23 protein-coding genes are annotated in these 20,591 nt (G+C 69.4%); 13 read left to right on the top strand and 10 right to left on the bottom strand.

The window, feature by feature from the left end; all coding sequences use genetic code 11:
* The first annotated feature begins 10 nt into the window (after positions 1–10).
* Positions 11–631, top strand: coding sequence for a carbonic anhydrase (locus BST38_RS04350; protein WP_083142110.1), 621 nt, complete (start codon positions 11–13; stop codon positions 629–631).
* A gap of 56 nt (positions 632–687) precedes the next feature.
* Positions 688–1,470, top strand: a complete 783-nt coding sequence (locus BST38_RS04345; RefSeq protein WP_179963914.1) for a hypothetical protein — start codon at positions 688–690, stop codon at positions 1,468–1,470.
* Here the strand turns inward: BST38_RS04345 and disA are convergent.
* From disA to BST38_RS04330, 3 genes are all read right to left on the bottom strand, one after another.
* Positions 1,467–2,588 (bottom strand): DNA integrity scanning diadenylate cyclase DisA, encoded by a 1,122-nt coding sequence (disA, locus tag BST38_RS04340; RefSeq protein WP_083142008.1) that lies wholly within the window; start codon positions 2,586–2,588, stop codon positions 1,467–1,469. The two genes, BST38_RS04345 and disA, sit on opposite strands and share 4 nt — an antisense overlap.
* Before the next feature lie 34 nt (positions 2,589–2,622).
* On the bottom strand, positions 2,623–4,029 hold the full coding sequence (gene radA, locus BST38_RS04335) for a DNA repair protein RadA (protein WP_083142007.1): 1,407 nt from the start codon (positions 4,027–4,029) through the stop codon (positions 2,623–2,625).
* An 89-nt stretch (positions 4,030–4,118) separates the two neighbouring features.
* Positions 4,119–4,664 carry a copper chaperone PCu(A)C domain-containing protein gene (locus BST38_RS04330; RefSeq protein WP_165761554.1) on the bottom strand — a complete coding sequence of 182 codons (546 nt, stop codon included), beginning with the start codon at positions 4,662–4,664 and terminating at the stop codon, positions 4,119–4,121.
* A gap of 298 nt (positions 4,665–4,962) precedes the next feature.
* Between BST38_RS04330 and carD the strand changes: the two genes are divergently transcribed.
* From carD to rlmB, 5 genes are read left to right on the top strand one after another with little or no spacing between them, the layout of a single operon-like run.
* Positions 4,963–5,451: an RNA polymerase-binding transcription factor CarD gene (gene carD / locus BST38_RS04325; RefSeq protein WP_011892341.1), complete on the top strand. Its 489-nt coding sequence runs from the start codon at positions 4,963–4,965 to the stop codon at positions 5,449–5,451.
* A gap of 8 nt (positions 5,452–5,459) precedes the next feature.
* On the top strand, positions 5,460–5,939 hold the full coding sequence (gene ispF, locus BST38_RS04320; RefSeq protein WP_083142005.1) for a 2-C-methyl-D-erythritol 2,4-cyclodiphosphate synthase: 480 nt from the start codon (positions 5,460–5,462) through the stop codon (positions 5,937–5,939).
* 4 nt (positions 5,940–5,943) lie between these two features.
* Positions 5,944–6,195, top strand: coding sequence for a hypothetical protein (locus BST38_RS29595; RefSeq protein WP_237160659.1), 252 nt, complete (start codon positions 5,944–5,946; stop codon positions 6,193–6,195).
* Between the two features lie 35 nt (positions 6,196–6,230).
* A complete protein-coding gene (gene cysS / locus BST38_RS04310; RefSeq protein ID WP_083142004.1) occupies positions 6,231–7,622 on the top strand; it encodes a cysteine--tRNA ligase in 1,392 nt (463 codons plus the stop codon).
* Positions 7,622–8,566: a 23S rRNA (guanosine(2251)-2'-O)-methyltransferase RlmB gene (rlmB, locus tag BST38_RS04305; protein ID WP_083142003.1), complete on the top strand. Its 945-nt coding sequence runs from the start codon at positions 7,622–7,624 to the stop codon at positions 8,564–8,566. The genes cysS and rlmB overlap by 1 nt, the downstream gene beginning before the upstream one ends.
* Here the strand turns inward: rlmB and BST38_RS04300 are convergent.
* From BST38_RS04300 to BST38_RS04290, 3 genes are read right to left on the bottom strand one after another with little or no spacing between them, the layout of a single operon-like run.
* Positions 8,563–9,804 (bottom strand): SLC13 family permease, encoded by a 1,242-nt coding sequence (locus BST38_RS04300; protein ID WP_083142108.1) that lies wholly within the window; start codon positions 9,802–9,804, stop codon positions 8,563–8,565. The two genes, rlmB and BST38_RS04300, sit on opposite strands and share 4 nt — an antisense overlap.
* Complete coding sequence (locus BST38_RS04295; RefSeq protein ID WP_083142002.1) at positions 9,795–10,709, bottom strand: MBL fold metallo-hydrolase; 915 nt, start codon at positions 10,707–10,709, stop codon at positions 9,795–9,797. Before BST38_RS04295 ends, BST38_RS04300 begins: the two co-directional genes overlap by 10 nt.
* Positions 10,710–10,718: 9 nt before the next feature.
* A complete protein-coding gene (locus BST38_RS04290) occupies positions 10,719–11,921 on the bottom strand; it encodes an MFS transporter (protein ID WP_083142001.1) in 1,203 nt (400 codons plus the stop codon).
* A gap of 112 nt (positions 11,922–12,033) precedes the next feature.
* Here BST38_RS04290 and BST38_RS04285 point away from each other — a divergent pair, with 112 nt between their 5' ends.
* Positions 12,034–12,366 (top strand): ArsR/SmtB family transcription factor, encoded by a 333-nt coding sequence (locus BST38_RS04285; RefSeq protein WP_083142000.1) that lies wholly within the window; start codon positions 12,034–12,036, stop codon positions 12,364–12,366.
* Here BST38_RS04285 and BST38_RS04280 read toward each other — a convergent pair.
* A complete protein-coding gene (locus BST38_RS04280) occupies positions 12,359–13,117 on the bottom strand; it encodes a LamB/YcsF family protein (RefSeq protein WP_083141999.1) in 759 nt (252 codons plus the stop codon). The two genes, BST38_RS04285 and BST38_RS04280, sit on opposite strands and share 8 nt — an antisense overlap.
* Positions 13,118–13,175: 58 nt before the next feature.
* Here BST38_RS04280 and BST38_RS04275 point away from each other — a divergent pair, with 58 nt between their 5' ends.
* Positions 13,176–14,015, top strand: a complete 840-nt coding sequence (locus BST38_RS04275; RefSeq protein WP_083141998.1) for a sulfurtransferase — start codon at positions 13,176–13,178, stop codon at positions 14,013–14,015.
* Positions 14,016–14,019: 4 nt separating this feature from the next.
* Here BST38_RS04275 and BST38_RS04270 read toward each other — a convergent pair whose 3' ends face one another.
* The gene (locus BST38_RS04270) at positions 14,020–15,135 is read right to left on the bottom strand and encodes a GGDEF domain-containing protein (RefSeq protein WP_083141997.1); all 1,116 of its coding nucleotides are present in this window, start codon (positions 15,133–15,135) and stop codon (positions 14,020–14,022) included.
* A 203-nt stretch (positions 15,136–15,338) separates the two neighbouring features.
* On the opposite strand from BST38_RS04270, the gene BST38_RS04265 reads away from it, so the two are divergent.
* From BST38_RS04265 to BST38_RS04250, 4 genes are read left to right on the top strand one after another with little or no spacing between them, the layout of a single operon-like run.
* Entirely contained in the window at positions 15,339–16,274 is a 936-nt protein-coding gene (locus tag BST38_RS04265; protein WP_083142107.1) for a metal ABC transporter solute-binding protein, Zn/Mn family, read from the top strand.
* On the top strand, positions 16,261–17,040 hold the full coding sequence (locus tag BST38_RS04260; protein WP_083141996.1) for a metal ABC transporter ATP-binding protein: 780 nt from the start codon (positions 16,261–16,263) through the stop codon (positions 17,038–17,040). Before BST38_RS04265 ends, BST38_RS04260 begins: the two co-directional genes overlap by 14 nt.
* A complete protein-coding gene (locus tag BST38_RS04255; RefSeq protein WP_083141995.1) occupies positions 17,037–17,936 on the top strand; it encodes a metal ABC transporter permease in 900 nt (299 codons plus the stop codon). The genes BST38_RS04260 and BST38_RS04255 overlap by 4 nt, the downstream gene beginning before the upstream one ends.
* Positions 17,937–17,947: 11 nt before the next feature.
* A complete protein-coding gene (locus tag BST38_RS04250) occupies positions 17,948–19,045 on the top strand; it encodes an Rv3575c family transcriptional regulator (protein WP_083141994.1) in 1,098 nt (365 codons plus the stop codon).
* On the opposite strand, the gene otsB is transcribed toward BST38_RS04250, so the two are convergent.
* Both otsB and kstR read right to left on the bottom strand, forming a co-directional pair.
* Entirely contained in the window at positions 19,042–19,788 is a 747-nt protein-coding gene (gene otsB / locus BST38_RS04245; protein ID WP_083141993.1) for a trehalose-phosphatase, read from the bottom strand. The two genes, BST38_RS04250 and otsB, sit on opposite strands and share 4 nt — an antisense overlap.
* Positions 19,789–19,791: 3 nt before the next feature.
* Positions 19,792–20,481, bottom strand: a complete 690-nt coding sequence (gene kstR, locus BST38_RS04240; protein ID WP_083141992.1) for a cholesterol catabolism transcriptional regulator KstR — start codon at positions 20,479–20,481, stop codon at positions 19,792–19,794.
* Positions 20,482–20,591 lie beyond the last annotated feature (110 nt).

Here is a 20,591-nt window from a genome sequence, read left to right as displayed (position 1 = left end):
AATGGCGGCCATGCCGAATACGAACCCGTTGTCCGCCTGGAAAGCACTCAGAGAGGGTAACGAGCGCTTCGTTGCCGGCAAACCCCTGCACCCGAGCCAGAACGCCGAATACCGCGCCAGCCTGGCGGCCGCGCAGAAGCCGACGGCCGTGGTGTTCGGCTGCGGCGACAGCCGCGTGGCCGCAGAGTTGTTGTTCGATCAGGGCCTCGGTGACATGTTCGTGGTCCGCACCGCCGGCCATGTGATCGACTCCGCGGTGCTCGGTTCGATCGAGTACGCCGTGTCGGTGCTGAAGGTGCCGCTGGTCGTGGTGCTCGGCCACGACAGCTGCGGCGCGGTCAAGGCGGCGCTGTCGGCCCTCGACGACGGTGAGGTGCCGGGCGGATACGTTCGCGACGTCGTCGAGCGCGTGATGCCGTCGATCCTGGTGGGTCGCCGGGAAGGCATGTCCCGGGTCGACGAGTTCGAGGCCAGGCACGTCATCGAGACCGGAAAGCAGCTGCTGAGCCGGTCCACCGCGATCGCCGAGGCGGTGGCCGACGGCACGCTCGCGATCGTCGGCGTGACCTACCACCTCCGGGACGGAAAGGTCGACCTGCGCGACCATATCGGTGACATCGGCGAAAGCTAGACGACACGCCGGGCAACCTCGAACAGGGCGGCGTGACCTGCCCTTACCGTGAGGACGTGCTGGATCTGGAACCGCATGGGCCGTTGCCCAGGCAAATCTATTGGCGACGCCGCGCGCTCGCGCTCGGGATCGCCGCGCTGGTCATCGGCATCGTTGCTGCTGTGATCACCGTCGTGGTGGTCAACACCAGGAGCACCGAGCAGCCCACCGCCGCGGAGTCCCAGTCGGAGTCGGCGGAGGCCGCTCCTCCTCCGCCGTTGCCCGGCGAGAACCCGGACGTCAAGTCGCCGATCCAGCCCCCGGCGCAGAATGCACCTCCGCCCACCGCGACGCCGACGGCCGCGGTGGTGCCGCCGCCGATCCTCAAGGAGGGCGACGACTGCCCCGATTCGACGCTGGCGGTCAAGGGCATCACCAACCAGCCGCAGTTCATCGTCGGTGACCAGCCGAAGTTCACCATGGTGGTCACCAACATCGGGTTGGTCGCGTGCCAGCGCGATGTCGGCGCGGCGGTGCTCGCCGCCTACGTGTACTCCCTCGACAACCAGCGGCTGTGGTCGAACCTCGACTGCGCACCGTCGAACGAGACGCTGATCAAGACATTCCAGCCCGGTGAACAGGTCACCACCGAGGTGACCTGGACCGGTATGGGGTCGGCCCCGAACTGTCCGCTGCCCCGGCAGCCGATCGGACCCGGCACCTACAACCTGGTCGTCCAGCTCGGCAATCTGAGATCGGCGCCGGTGCCGTTCATCCTCGCCGAGGCGGTCCATGCGCCGCCGCCGGTCGACGGTGCCGGGCCTCCGCCGCCGGGACCGGCCCCGGCGCCCGTCGGCTAGGCGAGCCGGTCGGCGATCGTCGACTCGGCGAGCTGGGACAGGCCCTCCCTGATGTGGCGGGCCCACATCGAGCCGATCCCGTCGACCGATTGCAGATCGCTGGCACTGGCAGCGAGCAGCCCCTGCAGCGAGCCGAAGTTGCGGACCAGAAGGTCGACGTGGGCGAACTGCAGCCGCGGGATCCCCGACATCGCGCGGTAGCCGCGTGAGCTCATCGCCGAGTCCTGCGCCTCTGCTGTCGACGGGTAACCGAAAACCCTTGCCAGCGTGGTGAAGTCGAGTAGCTCGTTGTCCGAGAGGCTGTCCAGCTCCTCGAGGGTGGCCTGCACCTGCGCCGACGTGGGTGGGTCGGGATTGGCGTGGTAGTCGCGCACGATCAGCTCACGCTCGGTCTCGTTGTCGCCGACCAGCTCGTCGAGCTGGAGCTTGAGCTGCCTGCCGTCGGTGCCGAGTTCGACGACGTCGGAATCGATCTCCAGGCTGATCCGACGCACCATCTCCAGGCGCTGCACCACCGTCATCACGTCGCGCAGCGTCACGAAGTCCTCGATCTCGGCCGCCGACAGCTGCCTGCTGACCTCGTCGAGGCGCGTCTTGTAGCGCTCAAGGGTGTCGATGGTCTGGTTGGCGCGCGACAGGATGGTCGCCGATTCGGGGACGACGTGCCGCTCGCCTGCGACGTACACCGTCACGATGCTCATGGAATGGCTGACCGAGATCACCGGGTAGCCGGTCTGGATCGCGGTCCGTTCCGCCGAGCGGTGCCGGGTACCGGACTCCTCGGTCGGGATCGACGGATCGGGCACCAGCTGCACGTTGGCGCGCAGGATGCGGCTGCCGTCGCTGGAGAGCACCACGGCGCCGTCCATCTTCGACAACTCCCGCAGCCGGGTCGGCGCGTAGCGCACATCCAGCGAGAACCCGCCGTCGCAGATGGCCTCGACGCTGTCGTCGTAGCCGATGACTATCAGCGCGCCGGTGCGCCCGCGCAGAATCCGTTCCAGGCCGTCGCGAAGCGGGGTGCCGGGCGCGAGCCGGGCGATGGTCTCGCGCAGCGTGGGACGGTTCATCGGCACGACTGTCCGTGTGGACCGGGCTGCCGACGACTTCACGGCCATCTGAACCCCACGCTCCCCACGCTCACCGCGCCGGTCAGGTGCCGGCTCTGTCCTGGTTGGCGCCATTCTGGCTGATACGGCGCAGCACCTGCAATGCCGAGCCGATGTTGTCGGCCTGGCACACCTGCAGGCCGGGCGGTGCGGTGCTGACTCCCGACGGCACCACCGCCACGGTGAACCCCAGCCGGGCGGCCTCGGCCAGCCGCTTGTCCATCCCGGTGACGCGACGCAGGTCGCCGGCCAGGCCCACCTCGCCGATCGCGATTGCGGTGGTCGGCAGCGCGAGGTCGGTGAACGCGGACGCGATCGCGAGGGCGACGGCGAGGTCGGACGACGAATCGGTCAAGCGCATGCCGCCAACGGTGGACAGGTAGATGTCGTTCATGCCGACCGGCAGCCGGGCGCGCTTCTCCAGCACCGCGGTGATCATCGCCGCGCGCGACGAGTCGATCCCGCTGACCGCGCGTCTCGGGCTGCCGCTGGCCGGGGCCCCGATCAGCGCCTGCACTTCACCGATCATCGGGCGCTTACCGTCGAGGGTGACGGTCACCGCGGTCCCCGACACCGGCTTCGGCCGCTGGTCGAGAAACAGCCCGGACGGGTCCGACACACACTCGATTCCGTTGTCGTGCAACAGGAAACAGCCCACCTCGTCGGCGGCGCCGAAGCGGTTCTTGATGCCGCGGACCATGCGCAGCGCCGACGCGCGATCCCCCTCGAAGTGCAGCACCACGTCGACAAGGTGCTCGAGTGAACGTGGGCCCGCGATCGCGCCGTCCTTGGTCACGTGACCGACGAGCAGCATCGCCACCCCGGTCGTCTTCGCCGTCATCGTCAGCGCGGTGGTGACCGCGCGCACCTGGGTGACCCCGCCGGTGACGCCGTCGGCCTCGGTGGTCGACATGGTCTGCACCGAGTCGACGACCACGAGGCTGGGCTTCACCGCGTCGATGTGGCCGAGCGCGGTCTGCAGATCGGATTCGGCGGCGAGGAAGACCTCGTCGTGGCTGCAGCCGGTGCGTTCGGCGCGCAACCGGATCTGGCCGGCCGACTCCTCGCCGGACAGGTACAGCGCACGGCGTCCGGTCGATGCCCAGCGGTGCGCGACCTCAAGGAGCAGCGTGGATTTTCCGACGCCGGGATCGCCAGCCAGCAGCGTCACCGAACCCGGGACCAGGCCGCCTCCGAGGACGCGGTCCAGTTCGGTTACGCCGGTGGCGTAATGGCGGGTGGTGCCGGGGTCGATCGAACTGATCGGCACCGCCGGAGAGGTCGGGGCGATGGCACGCCGTATCGCCGTCCCGCCGACGGCGGCCAGCGCGACTTCGTCGACGGTGCCCCAGGTGCCGCATTCGGAGCAGCGACCCACCCATTTCGGGGTGACGTGGTGGCACTCAGAACAGCGATATTGCGAACGTACTTTCGAATTTGTCCGGGCCACGGGCTGACCGTAGCCGCACGCTCCGACAAACCGGGACAACCCCGGCGCTCACGGGGCCGTGTCGCCGAGTACTCAGTGTCGCCGAGTACTTAGTGGCCTCCGCCGGAATGGCCGCCACCGTTGCCGGTCTGCACGGCTTCGCGACGCGGTGCCTCACCGGCCGAGATCGGCACGTCGACCGTGGTCTTGCCGGCCTTCTCGAACTCGAAGGTGAATTCGTAGGTCAGGCCGTTGGTGATCGCCTTGCTCAGCTCGATGTTGGCCTCGGCGGCGTCGGCGGGCTCGATTGCCGACAGCGCGGTCTGCCCGTCGGGCGACCCGACCACCAGCACGCCGTTGACCGGGAGCTCGCGTCCGCCGGTCAGCGTCACGTTGCCGATGTCGGAGCTGATCGACACCAGCTTGTCGGCGACGTCGGGCGAGGTGTTCGCGGCGACGAAGACCAGCTTGGCCTCATTGCCGGGCTCGATGTAGGCGGTGGTCTGCGTCGCGCTGATGTGGATGTTGCGCAGCACGATCGGGCCGGCGTGGCCCGACGTGCCGTTGATCGCCGGTTCCTGCGTCGCGGTCTGGGAGACCTGGCCCGCGCTGCATCCGCTCAGCACGAGGGACGCGGCCAGCCCGCAGGTCGCCATTGCGGCAACGACAGTTGAGCGCCGTTTGAAGGGGTTCACTGGGGCCTCCTGCTCGGCCGACGAAACGACGTGGCGTGCCGGGCACACGTGTCCCGGCGGTTCGACTATGCAGAGTAGTAGGTCGTGAAACGGCGCGGTAGCCGAGGTCGGACTGACGCCGAAAGACCCCCGCGCGAAGCACGGATTCTTTGGCCTGTCAACCCCTAGTGTTCGCCGACTGTGCCCCTGACCTGCATTGTTGTTCCGCGCCCTGAAGCCGCCCGTGTTAACATTGACGGGTGAAAGGGGCTCGAAACTGATGATTTTTAAGGTCGGAGACACCGTTGTCTATCCACACCACGGTGCTGCGTTGATCGAAGCGATCGAAACCCGGACCATCAAAGGCGAGCAGAAGGAGTATCTCGTCCTCAAGGTCGCCCAGGGCGATCTCACGGTTCGAGTACCCGCGGACAATGCCGAATATGTCGGCGTGCGCGATGTCGTCGGACAGGAGGGCCTGGACAAGGTCTTCCAAGTGCTGCGCGCCCCGCATACCGAAGAGCCGACCAACTGGTCGCGCCGGTACAAGGCAAATCTGGAGAAGCTCGCCTCCGGTGACGTGAACAAGGTCGCCGAGGTCGTCCGCGACCTGTGGCGTCGTGACCAGGAGCGTGGCCTGTCCGCAGGTGAGAAGCGGATGCTGGCCAAGGCCCGGCAGATCCTCGTCGGTGAGCTCGCACTCGCCGAGAACACCGATGACGCCAAGGCCTCCACGATCCTGGACGAGGTTCTGGCCGCCGCCTCCTGAAGGCGGTAATGACGTTCCGCGTCGGTCTCGGGACCGACGTTCATCCCATCGAGGTCGGTCGTCCGTGCCGGCTGCTGTGTCTGTCGTTCGACGATGCAGACGGTTGCGCCGGACACTCTGACGGAGATGTCGCCGCCCATGCCCTCTGCGATGCATTGCTCTCCGCAGCGGGCATGGGCGATATCGGCGAGGTCTTCGGTACCGACCAGCCGGAGTGGCGCGGTGTCAGCGGCGCCGAGATGCTGCGGCATGTTCATTCGCTGCTGAGCGCGCAGGGGCTGCGCGTCGGCAATGCCGCGGTACAGGTGATCGGCAACCGCCCGAAGATCGGTCCGCGCCGTGCCGAGGCGCAGCGCGTCCTCTCCGAGTTGCTGGATGCGCCGGTCTCGGTGTCGGCCACCACGACGGACGGTCTCGGGTTGACCGGTCGCGGGGAGGGGCTGGCGGCGATCGCCACGTCGCTGGTGGTGGCAGACGAACGCCGATGAGCGCTTGCGCGAAGAGCAGACCAACACCGATGAGCGCTTGCGCGAAGAGCAGACCAACACCGATGAGCGCTTGCGCGAAGAGCAGACCAACACCGATGAGCGCTTGCGCGAAGAGCAGACCAACACCGATGAGCGCTTGCGCGAAGAGCAGACCAACACCGATGAGCGCTTGCGCGAAGAGCCGACGAGCACCGATGAGCGCTCGCGCGAAGAGCCGACGAGCACCGATGCGGGTTTAAGGCGAACTGGCCGGTAAGCTGGCCCGTCGTGACCGAACGCCCCGCAGCTGTCATGCGGCTCTATGACACTTTGTCTGGCGGTGTGCGCGATTTCGCGCCACTGCGGCCCGGCCATGTCTCGATCTACCTCTGTGGCGCCACGGTGCAGGGCCTGCCGCATATCGGGCATGTCCGCAGTGGTGTCGCGTTCGACGTGCTGCGGCGCTGGCTGACCGCCAAGGGCCTGGACGTCGCGTTCATCCGCAACGTCACCGATATCGACGACAAGATCCTCAACAAGGCCGCCGACGCCGGCCGTCCGTGGTGGGAGTGGGCCGCGACCTACGAGCGGGCGTTTACGGCCGCCTACGACGCGCTGGGCGTGCTGCCGCCGTCTGCGGAGCCACGCGCCACCGGGCACATCACGCAGATGGTGGAGTTGATCGAGCGGCTCATCGAGCGCGGTCACGCCTACACCGGCGACGGTGACGTCTACTTCGACGTCTCGACCCTGCCCGACTACGGCAAGCTCTCGGGTCACCGTATCGACGACGTCCACCAGGGTGAGGGCGTCGCGACCGGTAAACGCGATCAGCGCGACTTCACGCTGTGGAAGGGCGCGAAACCGGGTGAGCCGTCGTGGCCGACGCCGTGGGGCCGGGGCCGTCCCGGCTGGCACACCGAATGCGTGGCGATGTGCGAGTGCTACCTGGGGTCCGAGTTCGACATCCACGCCGGCGGTATGGATCTGGTGTTCCCGCACCACGAGAACGAGATCGCTCAGGCCGAGGCCGCCGGTGACGGCTTCGCCCGGTTCTGGCTGCACAACGGCTGGGTCACCATGGGTGGCGAGAAGATGAGCAAGTCGCTGGGCAATGTGCTGGCGATTCCTGCTGTGCTGCAACGGGTTCGGGCCGCCGAGCTGCGCTACTACCTGGGCAGCGCGCATTACCGCTCGATGCTGGAGTTCTCCGAGAACGCGCTGCAGGACGCCGCGAGGGCCTACAGCGGCGTCGAGGATTTCCTGCAGCGGGTGCGGGTGCGCGTCGGTGCGGTGGTTCCGGGGGAGTGGACGCCGAAGTTCGGCGCGGCGCTCGACGACGACCTCGCGGTGCCGGCTGCGCTGGCCGAGGTGCACGCCGCGCGTGCCGAGGGGAACCGGGCGCTCGACGCCGGCGACCACGAGAGCGCGCTGAGCCATGCGATGTCGATCCGCGCGATGATGGGCATTCTCGGTGCGGACCCGCTCGACGAGCGCTGGGAGAGCCGCGACGAGACGTCGGCGGCGCTGGCCGCGGTGGATGTGCTGGTGCATGCCGAGGTGCGGCGCCGGGAGGAAGCCCGGGCCAACAGGGACTGGGCGGAGGCCGACGCCATCCGCGACCGCCTCAAGGAGGCGGGTATCGAAGTGACCGACACCGCCGACGGTCCGCAATGGTCACTGGTGGACGGAGCGGACAAGTAATGGCAGGAAACTCGCAGCGGCGCGGAGCGGTCCGCAAGGCAGGCACCAAGAAGGGGCCCACCGTCGGATCCGGGGGCGTACGTCGCCGGGGGCTTGAGGGCCGCGGCGCGACCCCGCCCGCCCACGAACGTCCGCACCACCCCGCCGGCAAGCGGGCGGCCAAGGCGGCGCGTCAGGCACAGGGCAGACACAAGAAGACCGACGACACCGAGATCGTGCTCGGCCGCAACCCGGTGGTCGAATGCCTGCGTGCGGGTGTGCCCGCGACGGCGCTGTACGTCGCGCTGGGCACCGACTCCGACGAGCGCCTCACCGAGTCGGTGCAGATGGCCGCCGACAGAGGCATCTCGATTCTGGAGGTGCCGCGACACGATCTGGACCGGATCGCAGCCAACGGCCTGCATCAGGGCATCGCACTGCAGGTCCCGCCGTATGACTACGCGCACCCCGACGATCTGCTGCGGGACGCGAAATCCGATGCGGCGCCTGCACTTCTGGTCGCCCTCGACAACATCTCCGATCCGCGCAACCTGGGTGCGATCGTGCGTTCGGTCTCGGCTTTCGGTGGCCACGGCGTCGTGCTGCCCCAACGCAGGTCGGCATCGGTCACCGCGGTCGCGTGGCGCACCAGCGCGGGTGCGGCGGCCAGGACTCCCGTCGCGCGCGCGACCAACCTCAACCGCACGCTCAAGCAGTACGCCGACGCCGGGCTGCTGGTGGTCGGCCTCGACGCGGGCGGTGACACCGTCATCGACGAGATCGACGGCACCGCACCGATGGTGGTCGTGGTCGGATCCGAGGGCAAGGGGCTGTCGCGGCTGGTGCGGGAGAACTGCGACCACATCGTGTCGATCCCGATGGCGGGCCCGACGGAGTCGCTGAACGCCTCCGTCGCCGCGGGCGTGGTGCTCGCCGAGATCGCCCGTCAGCGCCGGGCCGGCTAGAGCCCCACCAACTGGATCCACGCCCACAGGCCGAGTACGGCGGCGATCAGGGCCACCGGGGTGGTGATCAGCCCCACCCGGCTGAACTCGGCGAACCCCGCTTTCAGGTCACGCCGAACCACGCTGCGCCACAACAGGTTCGCCAATGATCCCACGTAGGTGAGGTTGGGCCCGATGTTGACCCCGATCAGCACCGCCAGCACCGCCGCCGGTCCCGCGGCGGTCACCAGCGGCAACAGCACCAGCACGGCGGGAAGGTTGTTCACCATGTTGGACAGCACGGCCGCGACCGCGGCGATGCCGAGCAGCGCCACCAGCCCGGTCCCGTCGGGGATGATCCGGTGCATCGCCGGTTCCAGGCCGTTGCGCATCGCCGAGTCGACCACCACACCCAGGCACAGCACGAACGCCAGGAACGGAACATCCAGCGCCGCCAGTATTTTCGGGACGGTGGTGCGCCGGGTCGCCAGTGCCCGCACCCCGAGGACCACCGCACCCGCCAGTGCCGCCCAGGCCGGCGAATGGCCGAGCAGCGATGTCACGGCGAACCCGGCCAGTGTGAGCCCGACGACGACGAGCGCGAACACCGGGATCTCCACCGGCTCCGGGGCGGTCCGCGGCCGCGGGGCCACCGCCAGGTCCTTGGCGAAAAGCCAACGCAACAGCAGGAACTCGACGGCGATCGCGGCGATCCACGGTAGCGTCATCGCCGCGGTGAAGTGCAGGAAGGACAGCCCGGCCGCGCTGAATGCCAGCAGGTTGGTCAGGTTGGACACCGGAAGCAGCAGCGACGCGCTGTTGGCCATGTGCGCCGTCGCATAGGCGTGCGGGCGGGCCGGAACCGACAACACGCGCGCAGTCGCCAGCACCACGGGGGTCAGTAGCACCACGGTGGCGTCCAGGCTCAGCACCGCGGTCACCGCCGCGGAAATCGCGAACACCGAAGCCAGCAAACGGTTCTGGCCTCCCGCAGTGGCCCGCGCCATCAGCGTGCCCGCGGCGTGGAACAGCCCGATGTCGTCGCACAACCGGGCCAGCACGAGAACCGCGGCGAGGAATCCGACCACGGGGGCGAGGCCGGCGACCTGCTCGACGGCATCGTCCCAGGAGATCGCGCCCGCCGCGATGAGCAGACTCGCGGCGGGCACCGCGACCACCGCCTCGGGCCAGCGGTGCGGGCGCAGCAGCGCGAACCCGAGCACCGCGGCCAGCGCGGCAACCGAGAGGATCAGCGCCACGGGTCCGCCGGCTGCCACAGCGTCGGTAGGTGCAGCGCGATACCGTCCTCGCCGGCGAGCCGGCTCAGGATCCGCATGGACACGTCGAGGTCGTCGGCGGCGAACGGCAACGCCCGCAGCGGCTTGTCCAGCGGCCGGAAGAAGTCGTCCCAGTGGAACAGCACCACGTGGCGGGCGCCCACGGTCCGCACCGTCGCGGTCCAGTAGTCGACGGCATAGCGTTCGGGGTGCAGCCCGAGGCCTCCCACCCCGAGATACACGACGTCGGCGGTGTAGCCCGCCAGCGCGCCCGGGACGAAACCGGCGCTGCCGACGGCGAGCAGGGAGCGTCCCGTCGGACGGTGGCGGACCAGCGTCGACCACGCCTCCCCGCAGCGGTATGCCGACGCACGCGCCGGGGGAGTCACGGGCTCGGTGATCGCGCCGGGGAACCGGTCCGGTGGGCAGTGCGCACCCTCGATCAGCGTGATGTCGAAGGATCCGGCGCTCACGGGTACTCCGGGGGCGGCGACCTCGACCCGGTTCAGGCCGTATCCGCGGCCGAGATTCTCGGTCGACCGCCCACCGAGCAGCAGGGCGCCGGTGCGGCGGGCCACCTCGGCGGAGTCCAGCGCGTGGTCGTAGTGGGTGTGCAGCGGGGTCACGACGTCGAGCTGCTCCACCCCGAGCCGGCGCAGCGCGGCCGAGACCCGCGTGTCCGACGGCGCCAGGGGCCGTGTTGCGACCCTGAAATGGTTTGGGCGGCTGAAGAATCCGTCGGTCATCACGGCGGAGGAGCCGTCCTCGATCAGCAGGGTGGTGACCCCGGCCCACGACACCGTCACCGGCGCCGACGGCGCCGCCGGTGCCAGGTCGAAGAACCGTGCGTAGGCGGCGAGATCGGGCCGCCCGTGCTTGAGGCGCATCTCGCCACTTTAAGCAGTGCGTGCCGCCCGCACACTGCGCCGCCCGGCGAGCGCGGCGCCCAGGCAGGCCGCCGCCACCGTGCCGGCGAACCACGGGAACACCGACGCGATGTCCCACCGAGTCGCGGCCCAGCCGGCGACCAGCGTGGGCACCGCCATCGACGAGTACGCCAGCAGGTAGAACGCCGACATCGTCTCGCCGCGCCTGCCCGCGGGCACCACGTCGGACAGGTGTCGCAGTGAGCCGCCGAAACCCAGCCCGAACGTCGCGCCGAGCAGCGCGGCGGCGACGAACACCAGCTGCCACTGGTGGGTCAGCAGCACCGGGATGGTCACCAGCAATGCGACGGCCATGCCGGCGTCACCGATGATCGCCGCGTATCGCGCGGGGACCCGGGTGGCGGCCAGCTGGGCCAGCGCCGCGGCGAAGGCCGTGGTGCCGACCACCGCGCCGCCGAAGACGAGGTTGTCGATGTGGGTCTGGCGGGCGGCCAGCGACGGATACAGCGACAGCAGCACGCCCAGCACGGACCAGGACGCCATCGCGCCGAGTGCGGAGAACCAGAAGTCGGCGCGGATCTCGGCGGGTACGGCCGGCCGGGCGATCCGGATCGGGCCGCGGGTGCGCTCGGTGTGCGGTTCGCGCAGCGCGAGGACGCCGACGCCGACGATCAGGCAGATGACCGCGACCACCGCGTACGGCGTGCGCAGCGGGTGCGGTGCGTATTGGGCCAGCAGTGCCGAGCCGAGGATGGCGACGGTCATCCCGATGTTGAACGCGACGCCGCTGAGTTGGCCGGCCCGCACGCCGTGGTCGGGGCGAAGGTCCAGCAGGGCGGCCGCCCCGGCGACGACGATCGAACCGACCGCGGCGCCGTGGATGGTGCGTGCGAGCAGCAGCAGCGCCATGCTGTCGGCGATCAGGAACACCCCGAGCCCGACCAGCAGCGCGATCAGCGCCCCGACCAGGACGGGCTTACGGCCGACGACGTCGGAGATCTTGCCCGACACCAGAACCGCCCCGAGCGCGGCGATCGCGTAGACCGCGAACACGATCGTGGTGGCCAGCGGCGACAAGTGCCAATTCGACTCGTAGATGCCGTACAGCGGGGCGGGCAGCCCCGAGACTCCGAGGGCCACGCCGCTGAGAACCAGCAGCAGTGGGTAGGCCCACCGCTGTGTCTCTCCGATCGAGCGCTCGAGCGCGACCATGCGGTGTCACCTCCAGTCGTGCGTCATGACAGTCGTTTCGACGTCCTCGAACCCGATCGACCGTACGCTGGGTTCGACGTAGATCAAACCGGATAAGACGAGGGTTATTCCCATGGCCGACGACGTGCAGGTGGCAGGGCCGGAGCAGGGTGTCGCCCCGGTGCAGCAGGTGCTCGCCGCGTTGCACGACCCGGTCCGTCTGGAGATCGTCCGCCGGCTGTACAACGCCGGGTCGGCAGTGCAGTGCGGCGCGCTCTACGACGGCATCAACAAGTCGACGGCCACGCATCACTTCAAGACGCTGCGCGATGCGGGCCTGACCGAGCGGCTGGTCATCGACGGGCTCACCCACCAGAAGCTGCGCCGGGCCGAGGTGGACGCGGCGATGCCGGGCCTGCTCGACAGCGTGGTGCGCACCGCCAATGCCGAGGCCGGGGTCAGCTGAACGGCGTCAACGTGACACCGGCGTCGACCAGTCGCGCGCGCACCGCGGTCGCGATCTGCACCGCCCCGGGTGAATCCCCGTGCACGCAAACCGAACTGACCGTGACCGGGATCGTGGATCCGTCGACGGCGTCCACTCGGCCCTTGGTGACCATCGAGATCACCCGATCGGCGATCTCGTCGACATCGTGCAGAACCGAATTGCGTTCGCGCCGCGACACCAGCTGGCCGTCGGGCCGGTAGGCGCGGTCGGCGAACGCCTCGGGCACCGTGCGTAGCCCGAGTTCGTCTGCGGCGCCGAAGAATACCGAGCCAGCCAGGCCGAGGACCGGCAGCGACGGGTCGACGGCATGTACCGCGTCGGCGACGGCCTGCGCCTGGTGGCGGTTGGTCACGATCGAGTTGTACAGCGCCCCATGTGGTTTGACGTAGGAGACGGCGGTCCCCGCGGCGCGTGCAAGCGCCTGGAGAGCGCCGATCTGATACATCACGTCGGCGGTCAGATCCTCGCTGCTGACGTCGATGAAGCGTCTGCCGAAGCCTGCCAGGTCGCGGTAGCTGACCTGGGCGCCGACGCGGACGCCACGCTTGGCGGCGGCACGGCACACCGCGGCCAGGTTCGCCGGGTCGCCTGCGTGGAAACCGCACGCGACGTTGGCAGAGGTGACGATGTCGAGCATCGCGTCGTCGTCGCCGAGCGTCCACACGCCGAACCCCTCGCCGAGGTCGGCGTTGAGGTCGACGGACGTCATGGCCCCACCCTAGTGCGGTGAGCGGCAGCGGCAGGCGCACCGATGCGACCATGGTCAGATGTCGCGCTCAGATGTGTTCATCACCGCCGCCGAGCTGTCCCGGATGCTCGCCGAGGGCGCGCCCGTCGCGATCCTGGACGTGCGCTGGGAGTTGACGGCGCCCGACGGTCGCGACGCGCACGAGCGCGGCCACGTGCCCGGTGCGGTCTACGTCTCGCTCGACGACGAGCTGACCGACCACAGCGTGGGAGGTCGCGGCAGGCACCCGTTGCCGACGGGAGTCGCGGTGCAGGAGGCCGCCCGCCGGTGGGGACTGCGCGACGGTGTGCCGACCGTCGTGTACGACGACTGGAACCGGGCCGGCTCAGCCAGGGCCTGGTGGGTGCTGACCGCGGCCGGGATCGAGGACGTCCGGATTCTCGACGGCGGGCTCGGCGCGTGGACCGCCGGCGGGGGCGCGCTCGAATCCGGCCCGGTGACCCCGCCGCCCGGCGACGTCACGGTGCGGTTTCCGGATCTGTACGACGGCGCCCTGCCGACCCTGACCGCCGATGAGGTCGCCGGGTTCGCCGGGGTGGTGCTCGACGCGCGCGCCCCGCAACGATTCCGCGGGGAGACCGAGCCGGTCGATCCGGTGGCCGGTCACATCCCGGGCGCGGCGAACGTGCCGAGCACATCGCTGCTCGCCGCGGACGGCACGCTCCTGCCCGGCCCCGAACTGACCGGCTTGCTCGACCGGATCGGGACCGAGGACGTCGCGGTGTACTGCGGTTCGGGAGTGACGGCCGCGGTGACGGTCGCCGCGCTGCGGGCATGTGACGTCGACGCCCGGTTGTTCCCGGGATCGTGGTCGCAGTGGTCGGCGGATCCGACAAGACCGGTCGCCACCGGAGAATGACGGGTCAGCTGCGGAACAACTCGGCGGCGCGCTGGGCCAGTGCCCGGTTTCCGCCTGCCCGTTTGGCCTGATACATCGCGGAATCCGCGGCTCCGATCAGGGTCTCGATCGCCGCGGCGGCGTCGGGGATCGGGTGGGACTCCACGATCGCCGCCCCCGCGCTGGCGGTGACCGGATGAGGCAGGGCATCGATGGCCCGGCACAGCGCGGCGGGAAGTTCGACGGCCTCCTCGGCAGGCAGGACGTCGATGACGAGGAATTCCTCACCGCCCGTGCGCCCGATGATCGCCGATCCCGGACTCGCTTTGCGCAGCGCCCACCCGACGGCGGTGAGCGCCTGGTCTCCGGCGAGGTGGCCGTAGGTGTCGTTGAGGTGCTTGAAGTGGTCGAGATCGACCATCACGACGACCAGATCCTCGCCGGTGCGGGGCTCCCTCAGTATCGAGCGTGCCCGCTCGTAGAACGCGCGCCGGTTCAGCAGGCCGGTCAGCGCGTCGTGGTCGGAGCGCACGACGTCGGCACCCATGGTCCGCACCACCGTCTGGATCGCCAGCGGAACCGCGAAGTTCAGCTCGACGACCAGCCAGAAACCGGCGATCGCGCTGACCTCGTCCTGGTGCATCTCGAAGAGTCGCAGCGTGCAGTAGGTGCCGACGACGGCGGCGACGGCGAGGTTGAACATCACCGCGCGGGTGTTGTGGAAGAACGCGAGGTAGCCGCCGGTCACGGCCAGGCCGGTGCAGCCCATCAACGCGATCACCGGTTCGGTCTGCATCGCCGATCCGATTGCGATCAACGTCGCACCGATGACGCCCATCAGCAGTGACTGCCGCCTGGTGGGCCAGCGTCGCAGCCACAGCGTCGCATAGCCGATGCCGACCACCAGCGCGGCGGCGCTGACGACATAGGTCAGGACGGTGGGGTGCCCGCGTGAACCCAGCACCCCGAATGCCATCAGCACCAGGGCCGCGGAGATGACGGCGACGAGTCTTCGGGTCGCGGGGGCGAGTCCGCGCGCGTGCAGGTAACCGCTGAGCCAATCGAACTGGTCGGGCTGGTTCCACCACCGCTGAACCACCCGGCGCTTCTCGCGCCCACTCGAAGCCTTGGAACTCGTCACGCGACCCTTCCCCCCGGGACTTCACCCTAATGGACTCTGGGCTGCGCGAAACCGCTGATTGTGATGGCAGTCGTTTTCAATAAATGCAGTGACACTGAACTCCCCGATGTGCACATGGTAATGAAAACGGTTATCGTTGCGCGGTGATCGGATCGACCCGCAAATCCCGTACGTTCGTCGGAATCGCCGCATCGTTGTCGCTGATGGCTGCGGCCTGCGGGGGTACGGAGAACTCCGGCGCCGGCGATCGGACGCCCGCGCAGGGCGACTGCCCCGTCTCGCCGCTCGACGTCGTCGTCAGCGTCGACCAGTGGGGGGACATCGTGTCGCAGCTGGGCGGCGCGTGCACCGAGGTCACCACCGTGCTGGCCGGGTCGTCGGTCGATCCGCACGATTTCGAGCCCGCACCGTCGGACGCCGTCGCCTTCGAGGGCGCGCAGCTGGTCGTGGTGAACGGCGGCCATTACGACGAGTGGGCGACCAAACTGGCCGAGACCTCCGCGCCGGACGCCGCGGTCGTCAACGCCGTGGACCTGGCCGGCGGTCACGCCGACGACCATGACGATCACGACCATGACGACCCTGCCCATGACGATCATGACCATTCGGTCAACCCGCACGTCTGGTACCGCCCGGACGTGGTGACCGCGGTCGCCGATGCGGTCACCGCGAAGTTGTCCGAGCTCTCCGCCGACTCGGCAGGCTATTTCACCGAACGGCGCGCCGAGTTCGCCGCCTCCATGCAGCGTTACGACGACGCTGTCGCGGCGATCAGAACAGGCGCGGCGGGCAAGCGCTACGCCGCCGTCGAGGGTGTCTTCGACGACATGGCCGCCGCGCTGGGGCTGGTCAACAGGACCCCGCAGGGCTATCAGGTCGCTTCGAACAACGAGGGCGAGCCGTCGCCTGCCGACCTCGACGCGTTCCTGACCCTGCTGGCGGACCGCGGTGTCGACGTGCTGATCTACAACGTCCAGACCGAGGGTTCGGTCCCCGAGCAGATCCGCGCGGCGGCCGAACAGGCCGGCATCCCGGTCGTCGAGGTCACCGAAACGTTGCCGCCGGGGGCCGAGTCGTTCCAGGATTGGCAGGTGGGACAACTGGATTCCTTGGCCAGGGCGCTCGGTGTCGGCGCCTGAGTCCGTCGCGGCACTGACCTTCGAGGACGTCAGCGCCGAACGCGGCGGCCGACTCGTCTGGTCGGAGTCGACGTTCAGCGTCGACCCGGGCCGTTTCGTCGCGGTCATCGGCCCCAACGGTTCCGGTAAGACCACCCTGCTGCACGTGATCCTGGGGCTGGTGCCGCCTGCGTCGGGCACGGTGCGGGTCTTCGGTCGCGTTCCGGGCGCGGCCAACGACGAAATCGGCTACGTGCCACAGCACTACGACGCCGACGCCAATGAGGCGATCCGGGCGCGCGACGCGGTGCTGCTGGGCCTGACCGGACACCGCTGGGGCTTCGGGCGCACCAGCGCCGCGGAGCGGCGTCGCGTCGAGGAAGCCCTGGGGTGGGTGGATGCGCTGGCAGTCGCCGACCGCCGCCTGTCGGACCTGTCGGGCGGGCAGCGGCAGCGCATCGCGCTGGCTGCCGCGCTGGTGGCCAGGCCGCGGCTGCTGATCCTCGACGAGCCGTTGGCCTCCCTGGACGTGCGCAGCCAGCACGAGATCGTCGGCGTGCTGGCCCGGCTCAAGAAGGAACTCGGGGTCACCGTGCTCGTGGTCGCCCACGACCTCAATCCGCTGCTCGGTGTCCTGGACAGCGCGATCTATCTGCTCGATGGGCACGCCCACCATGCCCCGCTGGACAAGGTCGTCGACTCGGAGCTGCTGACACACATGTACGGCACCACCATCCAGGTGGCCTACACCCTGCAGGGCGAGCTGTACATGAAGAGCCAGGGATGACCGAGACGCTGCTCGCGCTGGGCTACCAGGACAACTGGCTGCACATCCTGGGGTCGTCGTTCATGCGCAACGCCTGGCTGGGCGGAACGATCGTCGCGCTGGCCGCAGGCCTGATGGGGTACTTCATCGTGGTGCGCCAGACCGCGTTCGCGACGCACGCGCTGGCCCACATCGGGCTGCCGGGGGCCACCGGCGCGGTGCTCGTCGGGGTGCCGGTCGCGGTCGGTCTCGGCGTGTTCTGTATCGGGGGAGCGCTCGTCATTGGCGCGCTGGGTAAGCGGGCCGCGGATCGCGAGGTCGCCACCGGCACGGTGCTCGCGTTCGCGACCGGATTGGGACTGTTCTTCAACTCGCTGGCGACCAAGAACTCCTCGACGCTGACCAACGTGCTGTTCGGCAACCTGCTGGCGATCAGCTCGCAACAGCTGTTGTCGTTCTTCGTGCTGCTGCTGGTCACCGCGCTGTCCATCGCGTTCATGTTCAGGCCCTTGCTGTTCACCTCGGTCAACAGCAAAGTCGCTGAGGCCAAAGGTGTTCCGGTCCGCGGTCTGTCCATCGCGTTCATGGTGCTGCTCGGGCTGACCGTGACCATGGCGGTGCAAGCCGTGGGGACGCTGCTGCTGTTCGCTCTGGTGGTGACTCCTGCGGCGACGGCACTGATGGTCACCGCGCGCCCGGTGCTGGCGATGGCGTTCTCCGCGGGCATCGGCCTCGTGTCGGTCTGGGCCGGGCTGACGCTGTCGGCGATGTTCAATTTGCCGCCGAGCTTCGTGATCGTCTCGATCGCGTGCGCGGTGTGGCTGGCGGTCTGGGTCGGCATCCGGGCGCCACGCCCACGGCGCAGCCGGGGCGCCACGCCCGCGGCGCGGGCGGCCGGCACGGAACCCATGCACTAACCTCGGGGAGCATGCCCAGGAGTCCGACGCCACGACGGCGTGCGACCCTGGCCTCCCTTGCCGCGGAGCTCAAGGTTTCCCGCACCACCGTCTCCAACGCCTACAACCGGCCCGACCAGCTGTCGGCGGAACTGCGCGAACGGGTGCTCTCGACCGCCAAGCGGCTCGGGTACCCCGGTCCGGATCCGGTTGCGCGCTCGCTGCGCACGCGCAAGGCCGGTGCGGTCGGGCTGGTGCTCACCGAACCGCTGAACTACTCGTTCAGCGACCCCGCCGCCCTGGATTTCGTTGCCGGGCTTGCCGAGTCGTGTGAGGCGGCCGGGCAGGGCCTGCTGCTGGTGTCGGTCGGGCCGAACCGCAGCGTCGCCGAGGGCTCGGCCGCGGTGCTCGCCGCGGGAGTCGACGGATTCGTCGTGTACTCGGCCTCCGACGACGACCCGTATCTTCCGGCCGTTCTGGAACGTCACCTTCCGGTCGTGGTCGTCGATCAGCCGATGGACGTGCAGGGTGCCTCCCGGGTCGGCATCGACGACCGCGCCGCGATGCGCCGGCTGGCCGAGCACGTCATCGAACTCGGCCACCGCGAGATCGGGCTGCTGACGATGCGGTTGGGCCGCGACTGGCCCCACGGCCCGCGCCCCGCGCTGGCCGACCCCGACCGGGTGCGGACCCCGCATTTTCATGTGCAGAGCGAGCGTATCCGCGGTGTGTCCGACGCGATGGAGGCCGCGGGCCTCGACCCGGCAACGTTGACCGTGGTGGAGAGTTACCACCATCTGCCCACCTCCGGCGGCGCGGCAGCGGAGGTGGCGCTCGAGCACAACCCGAGGATCACCGCGCTGATGTGCACCGCCGACGTCTTGGCGTTGTCGGCGATGGATCATCTGCGAGCCCGCGGCATCTACGTGCCCGGGCAGATCACCGTCACCGGATTCGACGGGGTGCCCGAGGCGCGGCAGCGCGGGCTGACCACCGTCGTCCAGCCGGGCGTCGAAAAAGGCCGTCGCGCAGGTGAACTGCTGCACAACCCGCCCCGCGACGGTCTTCCGGTCATCGAGATCCTCGATACCGAGGTGGTGCGCGGCCGGACCTCGGGGCCGCCGGGTTAGCCGCGCGCGTCGGCGAGGAAGCGCACCGCGGTCGCGACGTCGGCCGGGGACTCGACGCGGTAGCGGGCCGCGGTCTCGCCCGGCCCCACCTTCACTCCCACATCCGAATCACCAAGCCGGACAAAGGCTTTCTCGTCGGTGACGTCGTCGCCGAAGAACACCACGGCTGTCGCCCCGAACTCGGCGCGCAGGGTGTCGAGCGCCTCGCCTTTGTCGGTCGCCACCACGGCGAACTCGAGAACGGCTTTGCCGGTGGTGATGTGCGCATCCCACGCCGTCGCGGCGTCCCATGCGGCTGTCAGGGCCGCTTCGCCGTCGGACGGTGACGCGTTGCGTACGTGCAGCGCGACGCTGGCCGGCTTGGTCTCGACGGCGACGCCCGGCTTGTCGGCGGCGATTTCGTGCAGCGCATCGGTGATGACCTTCAGCAGGTCACGGTCGATGTCGCGGGAGAACCCGGATTCGAATTCGGCCCCGTGGCTGCCGACCAGATGCACCGCCGACGGCGCCGACGAGAGTTCCCGCAGCGTCGCGAGGGCGCGCCCGGAGATCAGCGCGGATTCCGTGGACGGTAGGGCTGCCAGGTCGACGAGGGCCTCGGCGGCGCCCGGCAGCGGGCGGGCGTCTTCGGGGTTGTTGACGATCGGCGCCAGCGTGCCGTCGAAGTCGGATGCGACGAGCAGGCGGGCGGTGCGCGCCGCCACGGCGAGCGCGGATTCGAGCTCGGGCGGAAGGGCGCTCACGGCCTAGATCTTAGGCTGTTCGCCGTCCCCGATGAGCAGTCGCACCGCCAGGTCGAGGCGTTTGGCGACGTCGGTGGCCGACGCCCGGCGGGTGAGCCAGGCCAGCAGGTTGGACAGCCACACATCGGAGATCACCCGCGCGATGTGGTACTGGTCCTCGGTCGGCTCGCCCTCGCTCATCGCGCGGGCGAACATCGAGTCCATCAGCTTGCCGACGTGGTCGACCTCGCCGGCGGCCGACGCATCGGCGAACACGAATGCGCGGGTCATGGCCTCGGTCAGCAGCGGGTTGCGCTGCATCGCCCGGTTCAGCTTGCTGACCATGATGTTGAGCCGCTCGTAGGGCGTGTTCCCGGCGGCCAGCGACGCGCGGTCGGTCTTGGCGTCGATGCGTTCGAACTCCCGGCCGAGCGCCGAGACCAGCAGGTGCACCTTCGACGGGAAGTACCGGTAGAGCGTGCCGACCGCGACATCGGCGCGTTCGGCGACCGCGCGCATCTGGACGGCCTCGTAGCCGCCTTTGGACGCGATCGCGAGCGTGGCATCGAGGATGCGCTTGCGCCGTTCGCGCTGGGCCTCGGAGCCTAGTTCGGACTCGGAGAGCACCGCGACATTCATGACCTGGCGGGGACGGGAGTCGGACCCTGGCTTGGCAGCGTCTCGTCCCGAGGCCATATCAGCCGAACCAGACATGCGACGCGAGGCTCCTTCGTGATGCGTTCTCGGTGGAAACGATACGCATTCCAGTCCTGATTCCCTCATCTCCGTGCCGCATGTCACGCGACGTGTGCAGCTGTTAGGCC

This window comes from Mycolicibacterium parafortuitum, from assembly GCF_002086815.1.
In the GTDB taxonomy this organism is placed as follows: domain Bacteria; phylum Actinomycetota; class Actinomycetes; order Mycobacteriales; family Mycobacteriaceae; genus Mycobacterium; species Mycobacterium parafortuitum.
The sequence above is the reverse complement of the archived record's forward strand: the minus strand, read 5'-3'. Positions and strand labels throughout refer to the sequence as shown.